Raw genomic sequence first — 17,214 nt, 5'->3', positions numbered from 1 at the left:
CGAAACTGGGCGAATACCCTCGTCCGGAGGATTGGCTCGAAAGTTCCGCCAGCGGCGGCCCGTCGGCCCCGGAACGCTCTGCTCGTCCACCTGGACGGGGTGCCCAAGGCGCTCCTCGACGAGGCCATTGTCACCGGGCGGATGCCCTTTGTCGCACAGCTGGTCCGCTCTGGCGCGTATCACCTGGAGAACGCGTTCTGGGGCGCACCCACGTCCACACCCTTCTTCCAGGCGGGGCTGCTCTACGGGCTGCAACACCCCAACCTGCCGGGCTACAGCTGGTACGACCGCGCGCTCGGCCGCAAGGTGCAGATGAACACGCCGGGCGACGCGATGGCCATCGACGCGCGCCTGCGCGGCCATGGCCGCACGAGCCTGCTGGACCACGGCGGCCACACCTACTTCTCGCTCTTCCACGCGGGCGCCATGAACCGCATGTGCATGAGCACGCTGTCGAGCTTCAAGCTCATGGCGCGCTCGTTCGCGTACGAGATGCAGGGCCTGGGGTCCGCGCGCACGAAGGGCGCATGGGACTTCCTGCGTTCCTTCGGCATGGAGTCCTGGCAGGCCGTGCGCGAGGTGCGCCAGTGGGCGCGCACCCTCAACGACTGGCGCCATGAGCAGGGCTTCCTCGTGAGCCGCATCCTCCTCCAGCGGTTGGGCTGGAGCTTCGCGCACACCAAGTCCCTGGTGGACATGGTGCGCGGCGTGCCGCTCATCTACCTGGTCTACGGCAACTACGATGAGGTGGCGCACCGCCGGGGCCCTCGCTCGGAGCTGGCGATGCAGGAGCTGCACCGGGTGGACGCGTCGCTCGCGGAGCTGTTCGCCGTGGCCCGTGCCGCGCCGGAGCCCTACGACGTCATCCTCCTATCCGACCACGGCCACGTGGACAGCCTGCCCCTGGAGCAGCGCCAGGGCCGGCGCCTGGAGGCCGTCCTCTTCGAGGGCGAGGTGCCGCCGCTGAAGGACGACGTGCGCCGGGGCCTGCTGGATGGCCGCGCGCCCCCGGCACCGGACACCGCCGCGCGCGAGCCCTTCATCCCCGTGGTGGTGGAGGCGGGCAACTTCGCCCACGTGTACCTGAGCGGACGGCCCGCGCCGCTGGAGGCGCGCGAACTGCTGGCGCGGCACCCGGAGGTGCTGGCGCGGGCGACGAACAACCCGGACATCGGCATGGTGGCGATGCGCCGGGGCGCGGAAGCCGTCGTGGTGATGGGCGGGGGCGTCTACGGCGCGGCGGACCTGGACCGCGCGCCGCTCACCACCGAGTACAGCCGGCGCGCCGTGGCGGACTTCCTCCACGGGCTGCCGCGCATGGACACCGCGGGCGACCTGGTCCTCTTCGGTGAAGCCGTCCAGAAGGGCGGCACGGTGGGCTTCGCGTGGGAGTTCGGCTCGCACGGCGGCCTCACGCGCGTGGAGTCCGACAGCCTGGTGATGTGGCCCGCCAACGGCCCGGTGGACCTGTCCGGCCTCAGCCACTGCGCGCGGCTGCACGAGCGGCTGGCGGAGGCCTACCTGGACACCGGCTCACCGCGGATCCTGCATTGACCATGATGAAGGGGAGGACCATGCGGCTTCCCAACGCCGGTGGACGCACGTGGCTGAAGGTGCTGGGCGCGGTGGTGGGACTCGTCCTGTCCGTGCTGCTGCTCTCCACCGCGTTCTTCAAGTGGAACCTGCACGGGCCCGGGTCGCTGTTGATTCCGCGCTTCCCGCTGGGGAAGTTCGTCCGCGACCTGCCGGGGCACCTGGTGTGGCTGGTGCCGTTCATGCTGCTGCAGGCGTCGCTCGTGCCGCTGCGAGCGGTGCAGTGGCAGGCCACGCTGCGCAAGCCCATCCCGTTCAAGGACCGCTTCCTGATGGTCGGCATCGGCGTCTTCGTCCACAACGCGCTGCCGGGGAAGCTGGGGGAGGTGACGCGCTCCTTCCTGCTGTCGCGCACGCACAAACTCCCCTTCATCCGGAGCCTGGGCTCCGTGGGCGTGTGCAAGCTGATGGAGTTTGCCTGCCTGATGCTGCTGGTGGCCCTGTCCTTCCTGGGGCCCTTCGGCGCGACGATGGCCCACTTCCGGACGGAGCTGCACGTGGCGCTGTCGCTGTGCATCGGCCTGGTGGCCCTGGTGGTGCTCCTGGCCCACTGGGCGGCGCCGCTGGGCCGCTGGCTGCACCAGCGCCACACCATGCCCCGCGTGGACAGCTTCCTCAGCCACGTGGGCGAGGGCCTGGGCACCGCGCGCAGCTTCAAGGGCATGGCGAGGGTGTTCTTCTTCTCCATCTTCCCGGTGTTCGCCTCCGCGCTGGCGTACGGCCTGGCGCTGCACGGCGTGCACATCCCCGGGGGGCTCTTCGCGGGAGCGGTGGTGCTGGGCGCCATCTCCCTGGGGCAGTCCCTGCCGGGCGTCCCGGCGGGCATGGGCATCTACTACTTCGTGACCAGCTGGGCGGCGCGCGCGCTGGGCTCCAACCCGGAGGACGCGGCGGCCTTCGCCACGCTCACCCACCTGGGCACCGTCATCAGCCAGGTGGCCGTGGGCGCCTGGTGCGTGCACCGCTCCAATCTGCGGATCCGCGACCTGCGCAAGGGCGGCCGGCTGGCCAGCGCCGCCGCGCACCACGTGGCGCATGAAGCCGTGGAACCCGCGCCGCCCTGAGGCCCGCGAAGAGGGCAGGGCGGGAAAACAAAAAGGGCCCCGACTTGTGGTCGGGGCCCTTCTTTACTTCATGCCCAGGAGAGGACTCGAACCTCCATGCCCTTGCAGGCGCTAGACCCTGAATCTAGTGTGTCTACCAATTCCACCACCTGGGCAGGTGGCTCGCGGCGCTTGTGGCGCCGCGATGGGCGAGACGTATAGAGAACCTCCCCCGCCCGGTCAACACCCTTTTTCAACCCGCCTCGGGGCCTACTTCTTCAGCGGCCAGCGGCCCTCGGACTCGAGCTGCCGGCGGATGACCGGGTTCTCGTCCATGAAGGCGACCAGGGACTCCTCGGTGATCTCCACCGTGACGTCCTCGCCGCCCACCTCCGTCTGGCAGGACAGGCGGGAATAGGGCCGGACGTCGAAGCCCATGTCCAGGCGGTCCATCTCGTCGTCCCGCTGCTCGCTCAGCGAGTCCAGGCCCTTGCGGACCCAGACATGGCAGGTGGAGCACCCGCACACGCCGCCGCAGCTGTGGCCCACCTGGGCCTCGCCCTTCTCCGCGGCGTCCAGCAGGGTGGTGCCCGGGGGCACGTCCACGGCGACCTCCGCCAGGGGGCTCTTGAAGGTGACCTTGGGCACGGCTCAGTACTCCTCCACGGAATGGCCGGACACCACCTGGGTGATGGCGCGGTTCATGACCCGTTCAATGAAGCCCCGGGACGCCTCGTCCAGCGCGTGCAGGGCCTCCTTCACGGCCAGGTAGTCCTTGCCCTGCGCGGCTTCGCGCACGCGGGCCATGGCGGCCTGGATGGCCTCCGGCTCGCCGGCCTCCAGCAGGGCCGCGTTCTCGCGCAACTGGCGGTCGGCCTCGGAGAGGACGCGCTCTGCCTCCACCTGCTGCTCGCGCAGCTGGCGGGCCTGGATGTCGTCCTCCGCGAAGTCGATGGAGTCGAGGAGCATCTTCTCGATCTCCTCCTCCGTCAGGCCGTGGCTGGGCTTCACGGTGATGGCCTGTGCGGCACCGGTGGTCTGCTCCTTCGCGGTGACGGACAGGATGCCGTCCGCGTCCACCTGGAAGCGGACCTCCACCCGGGCCATGCCGGCCGCCATGGAGGGGATGCCAGAGAGCGTGAAGCGCGCGAGGCTGCGGTTGTCCTGCACCAGCTCCCGCTCGCCCTGCACCACGTGCACGTCCAGGCCCGTCTGGCCGTCCTTGAACGTGGTGAACACCTGCGCCGCCGCCGTGGGGATGGTGGAGTTGCGCGGAATCAGCTTCTCCGTGATGCCGCCCATCGTCTCCAGGCCCAGCGACAGGGGGATGACGTCCAGCAGCAGCACCTCGTCTTGACGGTCGGTGTCGGTGAGCAGGCTCGCCTGCACCGCCGCGCCCAGCGCGACGACCTGATCCGGATCAATGTCGCCCAGGGGCTCGCGGCCGAACAGCTCCGCCACGAAGCGGCGCACCGCGGGCACGCGCGTGGAGCCGCCCACCAGGATGACGCCGTCCAGCTCACCCGCCGCCACGCCCGCGTCCTTCAGGGCCCGCCGGCACACCGCGCCCGTCTTCGCCACCAGGGGCTGGATCCACGCCTCGAAGTCCGCGCGGGACACCGGCTGGGAGTGGCCCTCCACGCTGAGGGTGACCTCCGCCGCGTCGGTGAGCGCTTCCTTCGCGCGGCGAGCGGCGACCATCAGCTCCGCCACCTGCGCGGGGGAGGGGGCCTGCACGCCCCGCTTCTGGAGCACGTGCTGCGCGATGGCGCGGTCGAAGTCGTCGCCGCCCAGCGCGGAGTCGCCGCCGGTGGACTTCACCTCGAAGACGCCGTCCTCAAGCTTGAGGATGGAGATGTCGAACGTGCCGCCGCCCAAATCGTAGACGGCGAACAGGCCCTGGCTGCCCTTGTCCAGGCCGTAGGCGAGCGCGGCGGCGGTGGGCTCGTTGAGCAGCCGCAGCACCTCCAGGCCCGCGAGCTTCCCCGCGTCGCGGGTGGCCTGGCGCTGGGCGTCGTCGAAGTACGCGGGCACGGTGATGACGGCCTGCTCCACCTTGCCGGAGAAGTGCGCCTCCGCGCGGCGCTTCAGCGCGCGAAGGATTTCGCCGGAGACTTCAATGGGCGTCACCGGCTGGCCGCCGGCCACGTCGAAGCGCACCACGTTGGCGCCGGGCGCGAAGGCGTAGTGGCCCAGCTTGCGCGTCTCCGGGTCGTCGGGGCTGCGCCCCATGAAGCGCTTCACCGACACGATGGTGTCCGTGGGGGCCTCGGCCGCGAGCCTGCGCGCGCGGGCGCCCACCACCACGCCGCCGTCCTTGCCGTAGTGCACGACGGAGGGCAGCAGCAGCGAGTCGCCCTCGTCCACGGGGACGCAGCGGGGCTTGCCCTGCGTGACGGACGCCACCAGCGAGTGCGTGGTGCCCAGGTCGATGCCCACCACGTGGCCCTTCGGCTTGAGCGGGTCGTGGATCTGCAGATAGCCGTTGTTGCTCACGCGAGCACCTCCTCCTCGAACGCGTCCACCTGCTCGAGGAAGCGCGTGAAGTAGCGCACCCGCCCCAGCGCGTGCGATGCCTTTCTCACCCCGTCCGGCGAATCCCCCGCGCCCTCCAGCGCACCGAGCGCCGCCACGGCCTCCTGGAGCGCCGCCGCCTTGCGGCCCGCCACGTCCTTCGCCATGGCCTGGGCCTTTGGCAGGTCCTTCGCCGCCATGGCGTCATCCAGGGCCTCGCGCAGCTCCATGACCTCCTCCAGGAACGCCAGGGGCATGTCCTTCTGGGCGCCCGCGTCCTCGCGGTCCAGGTCCACGCCGTGGAGCTTGAGCAGGTAGAAGGCGCGGCGCACCGGGTCCTTCAGCGTCTTGAAGGCCTCGTTGAGGGCGGTGGTGCCCTCCACGGCGGCCAGGCGCTCCTTCGGGTTGCCGGGGGCGACGCGGTCCGGGTGCAGCTGGAGCGACAGCTCCCGGTACTGCTTCTCCAGGGCCGGCACGTCCACGGCGTGGGAGCGGGGCAGCCCGAACACGTCGAAGTGGGTCCTCACGGTGCGCACATCCTCATGGGGGAAACGAAAAAGGGGCCCGGCACCGGGCCGGACCCCTGCTGCCCGCTCCCTGACCCACGGGGCGGGCGGGAAGGCCGCTTCAGGCTCAGACGGAGAAGCTCTCTCCGCAGCCGCAGGCGGCCTTGACGTTGGGGTTGTTCAGCTTGAAGCCGGACGCCATCAGCGTCTGCTCGAACACCAGCTCCGTGCCGATGAGGTACAGGTAGCTCTTCGGGTCCACGAAGACGCGCACGCCGTCGCGCTCGAAGACCTTGTCGCGCTCGCGGGACTTCTCCGACCACTCCATGGAGTACTGGAGGCCGGAGCACCCGCCGCCCTTCACCGCGATGCGCAGGCCGGCGTCCGGCGTCTGGCGCTCCGCGAGGAGCTGCTTGAGGCGCGCCACCGCGCTGTCCGCCAGGCCAATGCCCTTGGGGGCCGGCTTGGGGGGCGTCTGAGGGGCCTGGGTCGTCTGGGCCTGCTCGTTCATGGGTCGTCCTCGGTTCCTGGAAGAAGTGCCGCGAGCTCTTTGACGCTACGCCTGCCGCGACGCGCGCTTCTTCTTGAAGTCTTCGATGGCCGCCTTGATGGCGTCCTCGGCCAGCACGGAGCAGTGGATCTTCACCGGGGGCAGCGCCAGCTCCCGGGCCACGTCCTTGTTGGAGATGGTCATGGCCTGATCCACCGTCTTGCCCTTCACCCACTCGGTCACGAGCGAGCTGGACGCGATGGCGGAGCCGCAGCCGAAGGTCTTGAACCGCGCGTCTTCAATGACGCCCGCGTCGCTGATCTTCAGCTGGAGCCGCATCACGTCACCGCAGGCCGGGGCGCCCACGAGGCCGGTGCCGACGTTCGGGTCGTTCTTGTCGAGCGTCCCCACGTTGCGGGGGTTCTCGTAGTGCTCGATGACCTTCTCGCTGTAAGCCATGCGTCTCACGCTCCTTCTGCACAACGCTTGAACGGATGCGCACCGGGAACAACCGATGCGCGGCCGGGCGGGCGGGGGCTCCCGTGCCCGGTGGAAAGTCTTGGGGGGAGGGGAGCGCCTAGTGGGCGGTCCACTCGATGCTCTTGAGGTCGATGCCTTCCTTGGCCATCTCGTACAGGGGGCTCATGTCTCGCAACTTGCGGACTTTGTCCACCACCAGCCGGATGACGAAGTCGACCTCCTCCTCCGTGTTGAAGCGGCCCAGGCCGAAGCGGATGGAGCTGTGCGCCATGTCCTCCTCGACCCCCAGGGCGCGCAGCACGTAGGAGGGCTCCAGCGACGCGGACGTGCACGCGGAGCCGGAGGACACCGCGACGTCCTTGATGGACATCATCAGGGCCTCGCCCTCCACGTAGGAGAAGGAGATGTTGAGGCTGCCCGGCATGCGGTGCTCCAGGCTGCCGTTCACCGTCACCATGTCCAGCTGCTCCATGATGCCGGTGCGCAGCCGCTCGCGCAGGCGGAACAGGCGCGCGGCCTCTTCCGGCAGGTCCTTCTTCGCGACCTCCGCCGCCGCGCCGAAGCCGACGATGGACGCCACGTTCAGGGTGCCGCTGCGCATGCCGCGCTCGTGGCCGCCGCCGTCCACCATGGGGGCGATGCGCACGCGCGGCTTGCGGCGGACGTAGAGCGCGCCCACGCCCTTGGGGCCATACATCTTGTGCGCGCTGATGGAGGCCAGGTCCACATGCATGGCCTCCACGTCGAAGGGCACCTTGCCCACGCCCTGCACCGCGTCGCAGTGGAAGAGGACGCCCTTCTCACGGCACAGCTTGCCAATCTCCGCCACCGGTTGGACCACGCCGATCTCGTTGTTGGCGAACATGATGGAGACGAGCACCGTCTTGGGCGTCATCGCCGCGGCCAGCTTCTCCAGGCTCACGCGGCCGTCCTTCTCCACGTCCAGGTAGGTGACGCGCGCGCCGCCGGTGGGCAGCTCCGCCCACTTCTTGTACGTCTCGTCGGCCTCGATGTTGAACTTCGCGGCCAGCTCCGGAAGCTCCTCGGCGGACACGTCGCGCTCGGCCAGCTGGCCCAGGCGCAGCAGCTTGAGCTCGTCCAGCCGCTCCTGGCGCACGCGCTCCAGGCGCTTGCAGGTGTCCAGGACGGCCTTGTGCTCGGTCTTCAGGGTGATGATGTGGTCGCCCTTGGACTTGTAGAACTCGATGACGCCCTTGATGGCCAGGTTGTCGGACTCCGTCGCGCCGGAGGTGAAGACGATCTCCTTCTCCGACGCGCCGATGAGGTCCGCCACCTGCCGGCGTGCCTTCTCCACCGCGGCCTCGGCCTTCCAGCCGAACGCATGGTTGCGGCTGGCCGCGTTGCCGAAGTCCTCGCGGAGGTAGGGCAACATGGCTTCCAGCACCCGGGGGTCCATCGGGGTGGTCGCGTGGTTGTCCATGTAGATGGGCAGGCTCAGCATGAAGTCCTCTGAAAGAAGTGACGCGGGAGGGTGGAACGTCCCTCCGCTCCCCGGCGACGCGGTGGGTCCGCGCGCAGCGGCAGGGTCTACATGGGCCCACACGAATGTGGACCGGACTGGTCAATTATAAAATCGACCCCCCTCGGGTCAAGGGAACATAAGGCGCGATGCTCCTTCTCCGACGCACCGGGTCGCGGGTGGGCCGGCCTGGTTCAACCCTCCTCCGGAGTGGAGCACTCCGGCCGCGCCGGGATGGAGCGGGGTGATCCGAAACGGCGCTTCGCGCGTCCATAAGTGCCCGTTTCGTGGTCCCCGAGGACATGGCCGGGCGCCTGCACTGAAGGGAGCGCGGAGGGTGCCAACACATGAGCGCCAACGCGAAGTCGCAGGCCCGGAACAACGCCCAGGACATGCAGCAGGAGATGGGGCGGCCGTCGCTGATCCGCCTGGAGGGAGGCCTGGAGCGCTCCCGCTACTCGGACGGGTGGCGGGCGGGCAAGCCCGCGGAGGACCCGGACAAGGTGAAGAAGTGGGGCCTCATCACCGCGCGGCCCAGCGAGTTCCTCATCCACATGCGCCGCGGCCGCGTGCGCGAAGTGAGCGGCCAGGGCGCCAGCTGCTTCAAGCTGCCGGGGGACTCGGTGGCCATCGTGCCCACCAGCATCCAGCGGCTCCAGTTCACCGCGGATCAGGTGACGAGCGAGAAGGTGGGCGTCGCGGTGACGGGCCTGGCGGTGTACCGCATCGCGGATCCGCTGATTGCCTTCCGGATGCTCAACTTCAGCTACCCGGAGCGTGCGCAGGAGAAGCTGGCGGAGCTGCTGGGGGAGATGTTCGTGGGCGCGGCCCGGCGCCTGGTGGCGAACCTCTCCGTGGAGGAGTGCCTCACGCGGCGCAAGGAGGGCATCGCGGAGGAGCTGATGCGCGAAATCGCCCCCGTGCTCTCCGGGCGCGGCCGGCTGGAGGACCGCACCGACTCCGGCTGGGGCGTGCTTCTGGACACGATTGAGATTCAAGATGTGCGCGTCCTGTCCTCCGCCGTCTTCGAGCACATGCAGGCCCGTTTCCGCCGCGAACAGGAGCGGCAGGCGCGCGAGGCGGAGCTGTCCAAGGAGCGCTTCGTGCGCCGCGAGGAGACGGAGGCCGAGCGCGTGCTCAACCTCCAGAAGCTCGCCGCGCGTGAAGAGGTCCGCCAGCGCACCCAGGCCACGGACGAACAGGCGCGGCTGGAGCAGCTCGCGGTGGAGGCGCGGCTGGCCCAGGCGAAGATGGAGCAGGTGCGCCAGCAGCAGGCGGAGCGCACGTCCGTGGAGCGCGAGGTCGCCCTCGCCAAGCTGACCGCGCAGGAGGAGGTCCGCACGCGGACCCAGGCCTTGAAGGAGCAGGCCCGCCTGGAGGCGCTGGCCACGGACGCGCGGCTGGAGGAGGCGCGGCTCACGAGCGAACGGCAGCTCGCGTACAACCGCGCGCAGGGTGAACTGGAGCAGCTGCGCTGGGAGCAGGAGGCCGAGGCCGCCAAGGCGCAGGTGGAGCTGGAGCGGCTGCGTCGTCAGCAGGACGCGGAGGCCGCGCGTCACGAGGTGCAGCTCGCCGAGGCCCGGCAGGAGGCCGAGCAGCTGTCCGCCCGGCTCCAGGTGCTGCTGGCGAAGCAGTCCATGGCGGAGGCGGAGGCCGCCATCGCGGAGCTGGAGCTGCGGCGCACCCGCGCGCAGCAGGACCTGGAGATGGAGCGCGCGAAGGCGCTGCGCGACATCGAGAACTCGGTGAGCCCGGAAGTCATCCAGCTGACGTTGGCGAGGCAGCTGCCGCAGGTGGCGGCGGCCTTCCAGCAGCAGATGGGCGAGGTGCACGTGACGGCGGTGGATGGCGCGAACCCCTTTGGCTACATCGCCGCCGCCGTGGAGGGCGTGATGGGGCTGGCGCGCTCCGCGGGCCTGAAGGTGCCTGCCTCCCCTTCGCAGGTGCCGGTGGGGTAGCCGCGTCCCCGGCCTCCGCATATAGAAAGGGGCCTCCAAAAGGTCCGGACGCGCGGAGGCGGAAGGCACGCATGGACACGAAGAAGCTGACGCTGGCGGCGGTGGTGGCGGGAGTGGCGGTGGCCGTGGTGCCGTGGCTCTTGCCCACCGGCCCGAGCGCCGGGCTGGACGCAGCCCGGTTCCTGGAGTCCGGCAGCCTCGCGTGGGGCGCGCTGGTGGTGTTCGCCGGCGGCCTGCTCACCGCGATGACGCCGTGTGTGTACCCGCTCATCCCCATCACCGTGTCGGTGTTCGGCGCGCGGAAGGCGGAAGGCCGGGGCCGCTCGCTGGCGCTGACGACGTCGTACATCGTGGGCATGGGCGTGGTGTTCAGCGCGCTGGGCATCCTGGCGGCGAAGACGGGCCAGGCCTTCGGTTCCATGCTGGGCAGTCCCGCGGTGGTGATGGGGCTGGCGCTGTTCCTGCTGCTGCTGGCCTCGTCGATGTTCGGCGCGTTCGAGCTGGCGCTGCCGTCGTCCATGCAGACGAAGTTGAGCAACGTGGGCGGCGCGGGGCTCGCGGGCGCGTTCGTGATGGGCAGCGTGTCCGGGTTCCTGGCGGCGCCGTGCACGGGGCCGGTGCTCACGGGCCTGCTGGCCTTTGTCGCGAAGTCCGCCAACACGACGCTGGGCGCGACGCTGCTGTTCATCTACGCGCTGGGCATCGGCGTGCCGTTCTTCCTCATCGGCGTGTTCACCGTGCGCCTGCCGCGCGGCGGCGTGTGGATGGAGTGGGTGAAGAGCGTGCTGGGCATCATGCTGGTGGCGCTCGCGTTCTCGTACCTGAAGGACGCCTTCCCCTGGGCGCGCGACACCGTGAAGGCGCTGGGCGCGCAGGTGGGGCAGGTGCCCGGCGCGGTGATTGCCGCGGTGCTGGTGACGGTGGGCGTTCTCCTGGGCGCGGTGCACCGCTCGTTCAAGGATGGCGCGCGAGACTTCGGCTTCAAGGCGTTCGGCGTGGCGCTGGTGGTGGGCGCGCTGGTGGTGCGCGGCGGAGCGCTGGACGCGCGGCCCACGGGTGAACTCTGGGTTCGCATGGGCCTCCAGCAGCGCCCCGTGGCGCCGTCCTGGCAGTGGCACCACGTGATGCCGGCGAAGACGGCGACGTTCGACGCGAGCCAGTTCGAGCAGGTGCTCGCGGCGGCGAAGCAGGAGGGCCGTCCGGTGCTCATCGACTTCTTCGCGGACTGGTGCGCGGCCTGCAAGGAGCTGGACCGGCTGACGTACCCGTCCACGGAGGTCATCTCCCAGGCCCAGGACAGCCGCTTCCTCACCATCAAGATCGACGCGACGAACAGCGAGGACCACCTGGACGCGCTGATGGAGAAGCTGGGCGTGGAGGGCCTGCCCACGGTGGCCTTCGTGAACCCGGACGGCACGGTGCTGACGAAGCCGCGCGTGACGGGCTTCCTGGAGCCCGTGCCCTTCGCGGCGGAGATGCAGAAGGTGGTCCTCCAGTAGGGACCACCGCTCGCTAGAGGTAGTTCTCCCACCCCAGCCGGCCCCGGCTCGCGAGTACGCGCTCGATCATCAGCTCGTGCAACGTGAGGAGCGGCTTCGCGAGCTCCTCACCCTCCAGCCGCGCGAGCGCGCCGGCCATGGCTTCCAGCGTGGACATCCCGTCCGGATGCGGCGGCTTGCGCAGCCGGCGCGTGTCCGGCGCGGGCGGCGGCAGCCTCAGGCCCGGCAGCCGGCGCAGGGCGGGGACGCGCTGCACCATGCGCCGCGCCTGCGCCCAGCTCCCGTCGATGACGACCAGCCGCTTCGGCGGAGGCCCTTCCGCCTCCGGTGCGTCGGGAAACAGGAGCCACGTGTCCGGCGTGTCCAGCACCGACGCGTCGAAGGGCGCCCCGGGCGCGCCATAGGAGACGATGTGGCAGCGGGGCAGGGCGAGCGCCGCGATGCGGGCGGTGTTGGTGCTCTTCTGCGACTCCTTGTTGTGCCGGATGATCAGCAGCTCCGTGCGCGTGGGGATGACGGGCACGTCCGCGCACAGGCACAGGGCCGTGGGCAGGTAGCACCGCTCGCAGCGGCCGGACAGGTCCTCCGGGGTGCTGGACCTCATTTCGCCGCGGTGCGGTAGCGCTCCATCAGGGCCCGCGCCTCGCGCAGCTTCTCCTCGACGAAGCGGTCATCCGCGTCCGGCTCGTATTCGGCGTCCGGAGGGTCCAGCTGGAAGAGGGCGGACAGGCTCGCGGGGGCGACCTCCAGCCACTCGGACGTGCGGGTGAGCGCGGCCTGCCGGCGCCCGGCGAAGGTCTCCGGCCCGTCCTCCGGGCCGCAGCGGCAGATGCGCGCGGAGTCCCCGGACACGTCCACGTAGAGCCCCAGCACCTCCGCGTCCACCTCCGCCGCCAGGGCGCAGGTGGCCTCGCTGACGTAGGCCGCCATGGCCTGCGCCGCGGAGCGCTCCGTCAGCGAACGCACCAGGTAGACCTGCCACCCGGCCTCCGTGAGGGCCCCGGCCTCGCTCAGCGGGGCCAGCTCCGCGGGGGGCGCCTGGATGCGCGACAACAGCCGGCGCACGGGCACCTCCAGCCGCTCGAGCCGGGCGTTGGACGCGGGGCAGAAGAAGACCACGCGGTACTCTCGGCTGTCGGCGGCGGTTTCCATGGGCATACGGCGTGGCCCAAGAGGACCAAAGGACTCCCCAGGCATGCAAGGGGGGAGTTTCGCTCCGGGACGCTTCCCCGGGCTCCCGGGAGGCTTCCTCCAGGCCCGGAGCGCGACCCCGGCGGGCCGGCCACCCCCGCCTGACGCACCATCCCGGAGCCTCCGTGGCCGATCCACGCGTTCACGAAAACGCTCCGGGCGCCTCCAGCCGCTGGGGCATGCTGGGCCCCATTTTCCACGCCATTTCCACGCCGGCCGGGGCGCGCGTCACCCGGAGGCATGACACACCCACGGAGAGGAATTGAAGCGGGGAGTGCCTGGATGTCTGTCTATTCCATGCAAGGAATTGGCGTCAGCTTGAAGTGTTCCAGCCGCACTGGTCGCCGTGGCGCGGGAAGAAGCGAGACAGCGTTTGTCGCATCCGTGAGTGAAAAAGAATCCGACCCTCGGCGTTCTCTGGAGGGAAGGGAGGCGGTCGCATGGTGCCAGGGAGGGAGGAGCCGCCGGTCCGGGAGGGCTCTGGAGGGGAGTTCGCCGCGTTCGCGATCCGCCATCAGCCGGTGCTGGTCGCCATCGCGCGCAACGTCTGTGGCCGGAGTGCCAGTGATTGCGACGACCTGGTGCAGGACGTGCTCTTGCGCGCGCTCCTGCAATGGGAGCGGCTCAAGCGGTGGCCGGAGCCCGCGCGCCGCGCGTGGCTGGTGCGCGTGCTGCACAACCGGTTCCTGGACCAGTGCCGCCGCCAGGGCGCGGAGACGGACCGCCGGGTGGACCTGCACAACGTGCACATGCTCTTCGAGGACCCGGAGGACGCGCCGGAGCCCGAGCAGTGGGAATGCGTCACGGAGGACGAACTGCGCCAGGCCGTGGCGCGGCTCAACGAGAAGCTGCGTCAGGCTTTCGAACTGCATGCGCGGGGCCTTCGCCACGCGGAGATCGCCCGGCGGATGAACACCCCCAGCGCGGGGACGGTGGGCACGTGGCTCTTCCACGCCCGCCGCCGCCTCAAGGCCATGCTCCACGACACCGCGGAACGCCGCCGCCAGGAGAGGGAACGATGAGCACCGCGTGTGAGGACCTCCAGCCCTTCCTGGATGGCATGCTGTCCGCCGAGGACCAGCGCCGCGTCCGCGGCCACCTGGCCGGCTGCGACGTCTGCTCCCGGCGCTTCCACGACCTGCTGCAAATGGAGATGCTCGCGCGGCTGGCGCTGGAGGACGCGGCGGAGAGCGAGCGCTGGGTGTCCGCCCGTCAGGCCCGCGAGACCGTGCCCGGGTCCTGGGACGACGACGTGCCGGAGAACTGGCCCGGGGACGTGCTCGCCACGCAGGCGCCCCCGCCGCCCGAGCGCGAGGGCCGGGCGTGGCACCAGGGCGCGCGCCGCTTCCGCCGCCGCTGCCCGGGGTGCGCCAACTGCTGCCCCTGGTTCGCGCGGACGGAGGCCGTGGAGGCCGTCAGCGCGCCGCGCCTCCCGTGCCCGCGCTCCAGCCGCTCCGGTGGGACGCTGCTGCGCCCCCGCTCGCGGCGCTGAAGAAGGGCCCTGGCCGCCTGCTCCTCCCTGGGGGGCAGGCGAGGGAACCAGCGCCGGACGCTGGGAGCGGAATCCACCAAGGATTGCCTCCGCTCGCGTTTCGCAAGGGACGGGAGGCGGCCGCGCGACTCGGGGCCCTGACGCTTGATGGATCTCTGGTGCAAGAAGCTCTACCGGTTCCTGGATGGGGAGCTGGAGTCGGGGGACGAGGAGCACTTCCGGCTCCATCTGGCCCTCTGCCGCGCGTGCGCCAGCGGGCTGCATGATGCCATGCAGCTGGAGATGCTCAGCGTCCAGGCCCTGTGTGGAGCGGTGGCCCACAACGACGCGCCGCCCCCGCCTTCCGCCGTCCGCGAGCCGTTCCGCTTCTCCCTCCCGCGCGGCCGGTGGCTGCACGCGCTGGGGGCGGTGCTGGCCATGGGGTTGGGGGCGCTCGCCGCGTTCATGACGGGGGACGGCTTCCGGCCAGGAGACGCGTGGCGGGCGGATGCGTCCGCGCGGGAGCTGGAGGCGCGCATCGCCTACCCGGCCGCGGACCGGTACCTCCCCTACGTCCCCGTCCGGACGGGGGCGGGGGACCTGGCGGCGCTCGCGGCCGAGCCTCCGGTGCCCCTGCGGACCCTGGCCGCGCTGGAGGAGCGGGGGGACCTGCACGGCATCGCGGCGGCCTACCTCGTGCGTGGCGAATTGCGTCAGGCCGCGGACTTCCTGTCGCGCAGCGCGCCGTCGGTGGACCGGGACAGCGACCGGGCCGTGGTGGCGATGGCGGCGGGGGACTTCCGGGGCGCGCTGGACCTGCTCGAAGGCGTGCTGCGTCAGGCACCGGACCATCCCCAGGCCCTGTGGAACCGGGCGCTGGCGCTCCGGGCCATGGGGCTCCCGCTCCAGGCTGCGGAAGCCTTCGAGGCCGTGGCCCGCCGGGGGGAGCCAGGGTGGAGCGAAGAGGCCGGAATCCGGGCCCGCGCGCTGCGGCAGGGAGGGCAATTCCTGAAATAAGGCAGGCGACCCAAGGTTTTTCGCGGTCGGCGTCTAATTATCGGGGCACGGCGTGGCGGCGGCGTGGATGGACCGGAGACACCGCACCCCGGGGGGAAGCGATGTACCGCATCGAAGCGTGGAGCCAGGGGGACGGTGCGCTGTGGGCGCCCGGCTCCAACGGGGGCGCGGTCGTGCGGCCGGAGGACGAGGCCCGGGAGCCCAGGGGATACCGGGTCGACGAAGAAGAGGGGGACGGGGAAGAGGCCTCCCGGCACGAGGGGGAGGAATCGCTCTTCGATTCCGATGAAAGCGGCCTGGACGGGGTCGCCAGCTACTGACGTTACGGCGCGCGCGGTTGGATGTCCGCGCTCCACGCGGCCTTCGGGGGAGGGCCGCCGCTTCCAGTGGATCCGCCAGCCGTGAGGCCGGCGGGTTCCAGGTGTCCCGGACCGGGGGGGACGGGACCCGGAAGCGTGAAGGAGCGAGGCCATCCGAGCGGGTGAGCAGGTGGGATGCGCCCCAGGCCCTCCGCGCCCGGAACCCAAGAGGTTCCGGGGCGGGGGGCTTCGGTTTTTCGGGCGCGCTACGCTGCTCCGCCTTCTTCCCGACCCGGAGTTCCCGACATGAAGCGTTGGCGTGGAGTCCTTCTGCCCGCCCTGAGCCTGGGCTGCCTGGTGGCGTGTGCCACCGCGCCCGTGCGCGACACCGCCGTCCCCGCGCCCTCGCCCGTGCCACCGCCGTCCCAGGAGCGTGCCCTGCGCGAGTCCTGGCTGAAGGAGCGGCACGGCCTGCTGCTGGACATGATGCGCCGGCACGGCGTGGGCATGTGGGTCGTGGTCAACGAGGAGTTCCACGATGATCCGCTGACGGCCTGGGTCGCGCCGCCCTTGCCCTACGCGGGCAACCGCGACGTGTTCGTCTTCGTGGACGCGGGCGACGCGGGGCTCCAGAAGGTCGCGCTGACGGGCTACGCCACGGAAGCGGTGACGCGCTTCTTCACCTCGCCTCCGGTGGAGCGCAAGCAGGCGGAGGCGCTCGCGGAGCTGGACGCGCGCTACCACCCGCGCACCATCGCGCTCGCCATGGACGGCCGGCGCGGCGTGACGCGCAGCCTGACGCACGACGGCTACAAGTGGCTGGTGGAGGCGCTGGGGCCCACCGCGGAGGCGCGCTTCGTGAGCGCGGCGCCGCTCATCGAGGAGTACCTGGACACGCGGCTGCCCGGCGAGTTCGCGCCCTACCGCGACCTGGTGGTGCTGACGGAGTCGCTGGTGAAGCGGGCGCTCTCCAACGAGGTGGTGGTGCCCGGCAAGACGACGGTGGGGGAGGTGCGCCGCTGGCTCTACGACGCGCTGTTCGAGGCGCGCGTGGGCACGTGGTTCCAGCCGGACCTGCGCGTGCAGCGGCAGGGCATGAAGGACGGCTTCTCCCGAGGCTTCCTGGCCGTGGCGGACGAGGCGGTGGTCATCCAGCGCGGAGACCTGTTGCACGTGGACTTCGGCGTCACGGCGCTGGGCCTGAACACGGACTGGCAGAAGATGGCGTACGTGCTGAAGGACGGCGAGCAGGACGCGCCGGAGGGGCTGAAGCGCGCGCTGGTGAACACGCAGGCGCTGCAGGACGCGCTGATGCTGCGGGCGTCGCGGCCGGGGCGCTCGTCGGCGGACGTCTACGACGCGGCGATGGCGGAGATGAAGGAGCGGGGCATCGAAGCGAAGGTCTACAGCCATCCGCTGGGCGCGCAGGGCCATGCGCTGGGCGCCGCCATCGACTTCCGCGCGGCGTCGCGGCAGGAGGCGCCCCGCGTGCTGCGCAAGGGGTCGTACCTCGCGGTCGAGCTCAACACCGTCACGCCCGTGCCAGAGTGGGGCGGGCAGAAGGTGGCGGTGATGCAGGAAGATCCGGCGTACCTGACGGACGAAGGCTGGCGGTTCTTCGTGCCGCGCCAGGACGCCTTCTATCTCATCCACTGAAGACACGAAGGGAGCGG

17 protein-coding genes and 1 tRNA gene are annotated in these 17,214 nt (G+C 71.0%); 9 read left to right on the top strand and 9 right to left on the bottom strand.

Annotated features, from left to right (window positions below; genetic code table 11):
* The first annotated feature begins 99 nt into the window (after positions 1-99).
* Positions 100-1,554 carry an alkaline phosphatase family protein gene (locus tag D7W79_RS05540; protein ID WP_244221610.1) on the top strand — a complete coding sequence of 485 codons (1,455 nt, stop codon included), beginning with the start codon at positions 100-102 and terminating at the stop codon, positions 1,552-1,554.
* 5 nt (positions 1,555-1,559) lie between these two features.
* On the top strand, positions 1,560-2,657 hold the full coding sequence (locus tag D7W79_RS05535) for a lysylphosphatidylglycerol synthase transmembrane domain-containing protein (protein ID WP_120524288.1): 1,098 nt from the start codon (positions 1,560-1,562) through the stop codon (positions 2,655-2,657).
* Between the two features lie 71 nt (positions 2,658-2,728).
* Here the strand turns inward: D7W79_RS05535 and D7W79_RS05530 are convergent.
* The 7 genes from D7W79_RS05530 to D7W79_RS05500 form a co-directional block, all read right to left on the bottom strand.
* Positions 2,729-2,812, bottom strand: a tRNA-Leu gene (locus D7W79_RS05530).
* Between the two features lie 94 nt (positions 2,813-2,906).
* Complete coding sequence (locus D7W79_RS05525; protein WP_120524275.1) at positions 2,907-3,284, bottom strand: 2Fe-2S iron-sulfur cluster-binding protein; 378 nt, start codon at positions 3,282-3,284, stop codon at positions 2,907-2,909.
* A gap of 3 nt (positions 3,285-3,287) precedes the next feature.
* Complete coding sequence (gene hscA, locus D7W79_RS05520; RefSeq protein WP_120524274.1) at positions 3,288-5,132, bottom strand: Fe-S protein assembly chaperone HscA; 1,845 nt, start codon at positions 5,130-5,132, stop codon at positions 3,288-3,290.
* Positions 5,129-5,677 (bottom strand): Fe-S protein assembly co-chaperone HscB, encoded by a 549-nt coding sequence (hscB, locus tag D7W79_RS05515; RefSeq protein WP_120524287.1) that lies wholly within the window; start codon positions 5,675-5,677, stop codon positions 5,129-5,131. The genes hscA and hscB overlap by 4 nt, the downstream gene beginning before the upstream one ends.
* A 106-nt stretch (positions 5,678-5,783) precedes the next feature.
* Entirely contained in the window at positions 5,784-6,167 is a 384-nt protein-coding gene (locus tag D7W79_RS05510; RefSeq protein WP_120524273.1) for a HesB/IscA family protein, read from the bottom strand.
* A gap of 45 nt (positions 6,168-6,212) precedes the next feature.
* Complete coding sequence (iscU, locus tag D7W79_RS05505; protein WP_120524272.1) at positions 6,213-6,605, bottom strand: Fe-S cluster assembly scaffold IscU; 393 nt, start codon at positions 6,603-6,605, stop codon at positions 6,213-6,215.
* Between the two features lie 118 nt (positions 6,606-6,723).
* Positions 6,724-8,085, bottom strand: a complete 1,362-nt coding sequence (locus tag D7W79_RS05500) for an IscS subfamily cysteine desulfurase (protein ID WP_244221612.1) — start codon at positions 8,083-8,085, stop codon at positions 6,724-6,726.
* A gap of 368 nt (positions 8,086-8,453) precedes the next feature.
* Between D7W79_RS05500 and D7W79_RS05495 the strand changes: the two genes are divergently transcribed.
* Both D7W79_RS05495 and D7W79_RS05490 read left to right on the top strand, forming a co-directional pair.
* Positions 8,454-10,064: an SPFH domain-containing protein gene (locus D7W79_RS05495; RefSeq protein ID WP_120524270.1), complete on the top strand. Its 1,611-nt coding sequence runs from the start codon at positions 8,454-8,456 to the stop codon at positions 10,062-10,064.
* Between the two features lie 71 nt (positions 10,065-10,135).
* Complete coding sequence (locus tag D7W79_RS05490; RefSeq protein ID WP_120524269.1) at positions 10,136-11,563, top strand: protein-disulfide reductase DsbD family protein; 1,428 nt, start codon at positions 10,136-10,138, stop codon at positions 11,561-11,563.
* Between the two features lie 13 nt (positions 11,564-11,576).
* Here D7W79_RS05490 and D7W79_RS05485 read toward each other — a convergent pair whose 3' ends face one another.
* Positions 11,577-12,167: a tRNA-uridine aminocarboxypropyltransferase gene (locus D7W79_RS05485; RefSeq protein ID WP_120524268.1), complete on the bottom strand. Its 591-nt coding sequence runs from the start codon at positions 12,165-12,167 to the stop codon at positions 11,577-11,579.
* On the bottom strand, positions 12,164-12,715 hold the full coding sequence (locus tag D7W79_RS05480) for a hypothetical protein (protein ID WP_014395291.1): 552 nt from the start codon (positions 12,713-12,715) through the stop codon (positions 12,164-12,166). The genes D7W79_RS05485 and D7W79_RS05480 overlap by 4 nt, the downstream gene beginning before the upstream one ends.
* Positions 12,716-13,194: 479 nt before the next feature.
* Between D7W79_RS05480 and D7W79_RS05475 the strand changes: the two genes are divergently transcribed.
* The 5 genes from D7W79_RS05475 to D7W79_RS05455 all read left to right on the top strand — a co-directional run bounded on the left by D7W79_RS05475 (position 13,195) and on the right by D7W79_RS05455 (position 17,197).
* On the top strand, positions 13,195-13,776 hold the full coding sequence (locus D7W79_RS05475) for an RNA polymerase sigma factor (protein ID WP_120524267.1): 582 nt from the start codon (positions 13,195-13,197) through the stop codon (positions 13,774-13,776).
* A complete protein-coding gene (locus D7W79_RS05470) occupies positions 13,773-14,246 on the top strand; it encodes an anti-sigma factor family protein (RefSeq protein ID WP_120524266.1) in 474 nt (157 codons plus the stop codon). The genes D7W79_RS05475 and D7W79_RS05470 overlap by 4 nt, the downstream gene beginning before the upstream one ends.
* Positions 14,247-14,393: 147 nt before the next feature.
* Positions 14,394-15,242 (top strand): zf-HC2 domain-containing protein, encoded by an 849-nt coding sequence (locus D7W79_RS05465; RefSeq protein ID WP_120524265.1) that lies wholly within the window; start codon positions 14,394-14,396, stop codon positions 15,240-15,242.
* Positions 15,243-15,343: 101 nt separating this feature from the next.
* Positions 15,344-15,562 (top strand): hypothetical protein, encoded by a 219-nt coding sequence (locus tag D7W79_RS05460; RefSeq protein ID WP_120524264.1) that lies wholly within the window; start codon positions 15,344-15,346, stop codon positions 15,560-15,562.
* Positions 15,563-15,847: 285 nt separating this feature from the next.
* A complete protein-coding gene (locus D7W79_RS05455; protein WP_120524263.1) occupies positions 15,848-17,197 on the top strand; it encodes a M24 family metallopeptidase in 1,350 nt (449 codons plus the stop codon).
* The last annotated feature ends 17 nt before the right edge of the window (positions 17,198-17,214 follow it).

The organism is Corallococcus exercitus, from assembly GCF_003611585.1.
Lineage (GTDB): Bacteria > Myxococcota > Myxococcia > Myxococcales > Myxococcaceae > Corallococcus > Corallococcus exercitus.
Note: the sequence above shows the minus strand (reverse complement) of the source record. Positions and strands in the feature narration are given on the sequence as shown.

What these genes read in the sequence shown, in the direction of transcription:
- D7W79_RS05460 (WP_120524264.1), top strand. Translation starts at nt 15,344, where the DNA reads ATGTACCGCATCGAAGCGTGGAGCCAGGGGGACGGTGCGCTGTGGGCG.
- D7W79_RS05535 (WP_120524288.1), top strand. Translation starts at nt 1,560, where the DNA reads ATGAAGGGGAGGACCATGCGGCTTCCCAACGCCGGTGGACGCACGTGG.
- D7W79_RS05510 (WP_120524273.1), bottom strand. Translation starts at nt 6,167, where the DNA reads ATGAACGAGCAGGCCCAGACGACCCAGGCCCCTCAGACGCCCCCCAAG.
- D7W79_RS05455 (WP_120524263.1), top strand. Translation starts at nt 15,848, where the DNA reads ATGAAGCGTTGGCGTGGAGTCCTTCTGCCCGCCCTGAGCCTGGGCTGC.
- D7W79_RS05495 (WP_120524270.1), top strand. Translation starts at nt 8,454, where the DNA reads ATGAGCGCCAACGCGAAGTCGCAGGCCCGGAACAACGCCCAGGACATG.
- iscU (WP_120524272.1), bottom strand. Translation starts at nt 6,605, where the DNA reads ATGGCTTACAGCGAGAAGGTCATCGAGCACTACGAGAACCCCCGCAAC.
- D7W79_RS05470 (WP_120524266.1), top strand. Translation starts at nt 13,773, where the DNA reads ATGAGCACCGCGTGTGAGGACCTCCAGCCCTTCCTGGATGGCATGCTG.
- D7W79_RS05485 (WP_120524268.1), bottom strand. Translation starts at nt 12,167, where the DNA reads ATGAGGTCCAGCACCCCGGAGGACCTGTCCGGCCGCTGCGAGCGGTGC.
- D7W79_RS05480 (WP_014395291.1), bottom strand. Translation starts at nt 12,715, where the DNA reads ATGGAAACCGCCGCCGACAGCCGAGAGTACCGCGTGGTCTTCTTCTGC.
- D7W79_RS05465 (WP_120524265.1), top strand. Translation starts at nt 14,394, where the DNA reads ATGGATCTCTGGTGCAAGAAGCTCTACCGGTTCCTGGATGGGGAGCTG.
- D7W79_RS05475 (WP_120524267.1), top strand. Translation starts at nt 13,195, where the DNA reads ATGGTGCCAGGGAGGGAGGAGCCGCCGGTCCGGGAGGGCTCTGGAGGG.
- D7W79_RS05490 (WP_120524269.1), top strand. Translation starts at nt 10,136, where the DNA reads ATGGACACGAAGAAGCTGACGCTGGCGGCGGTGGTGGCGGGAGTGGCG.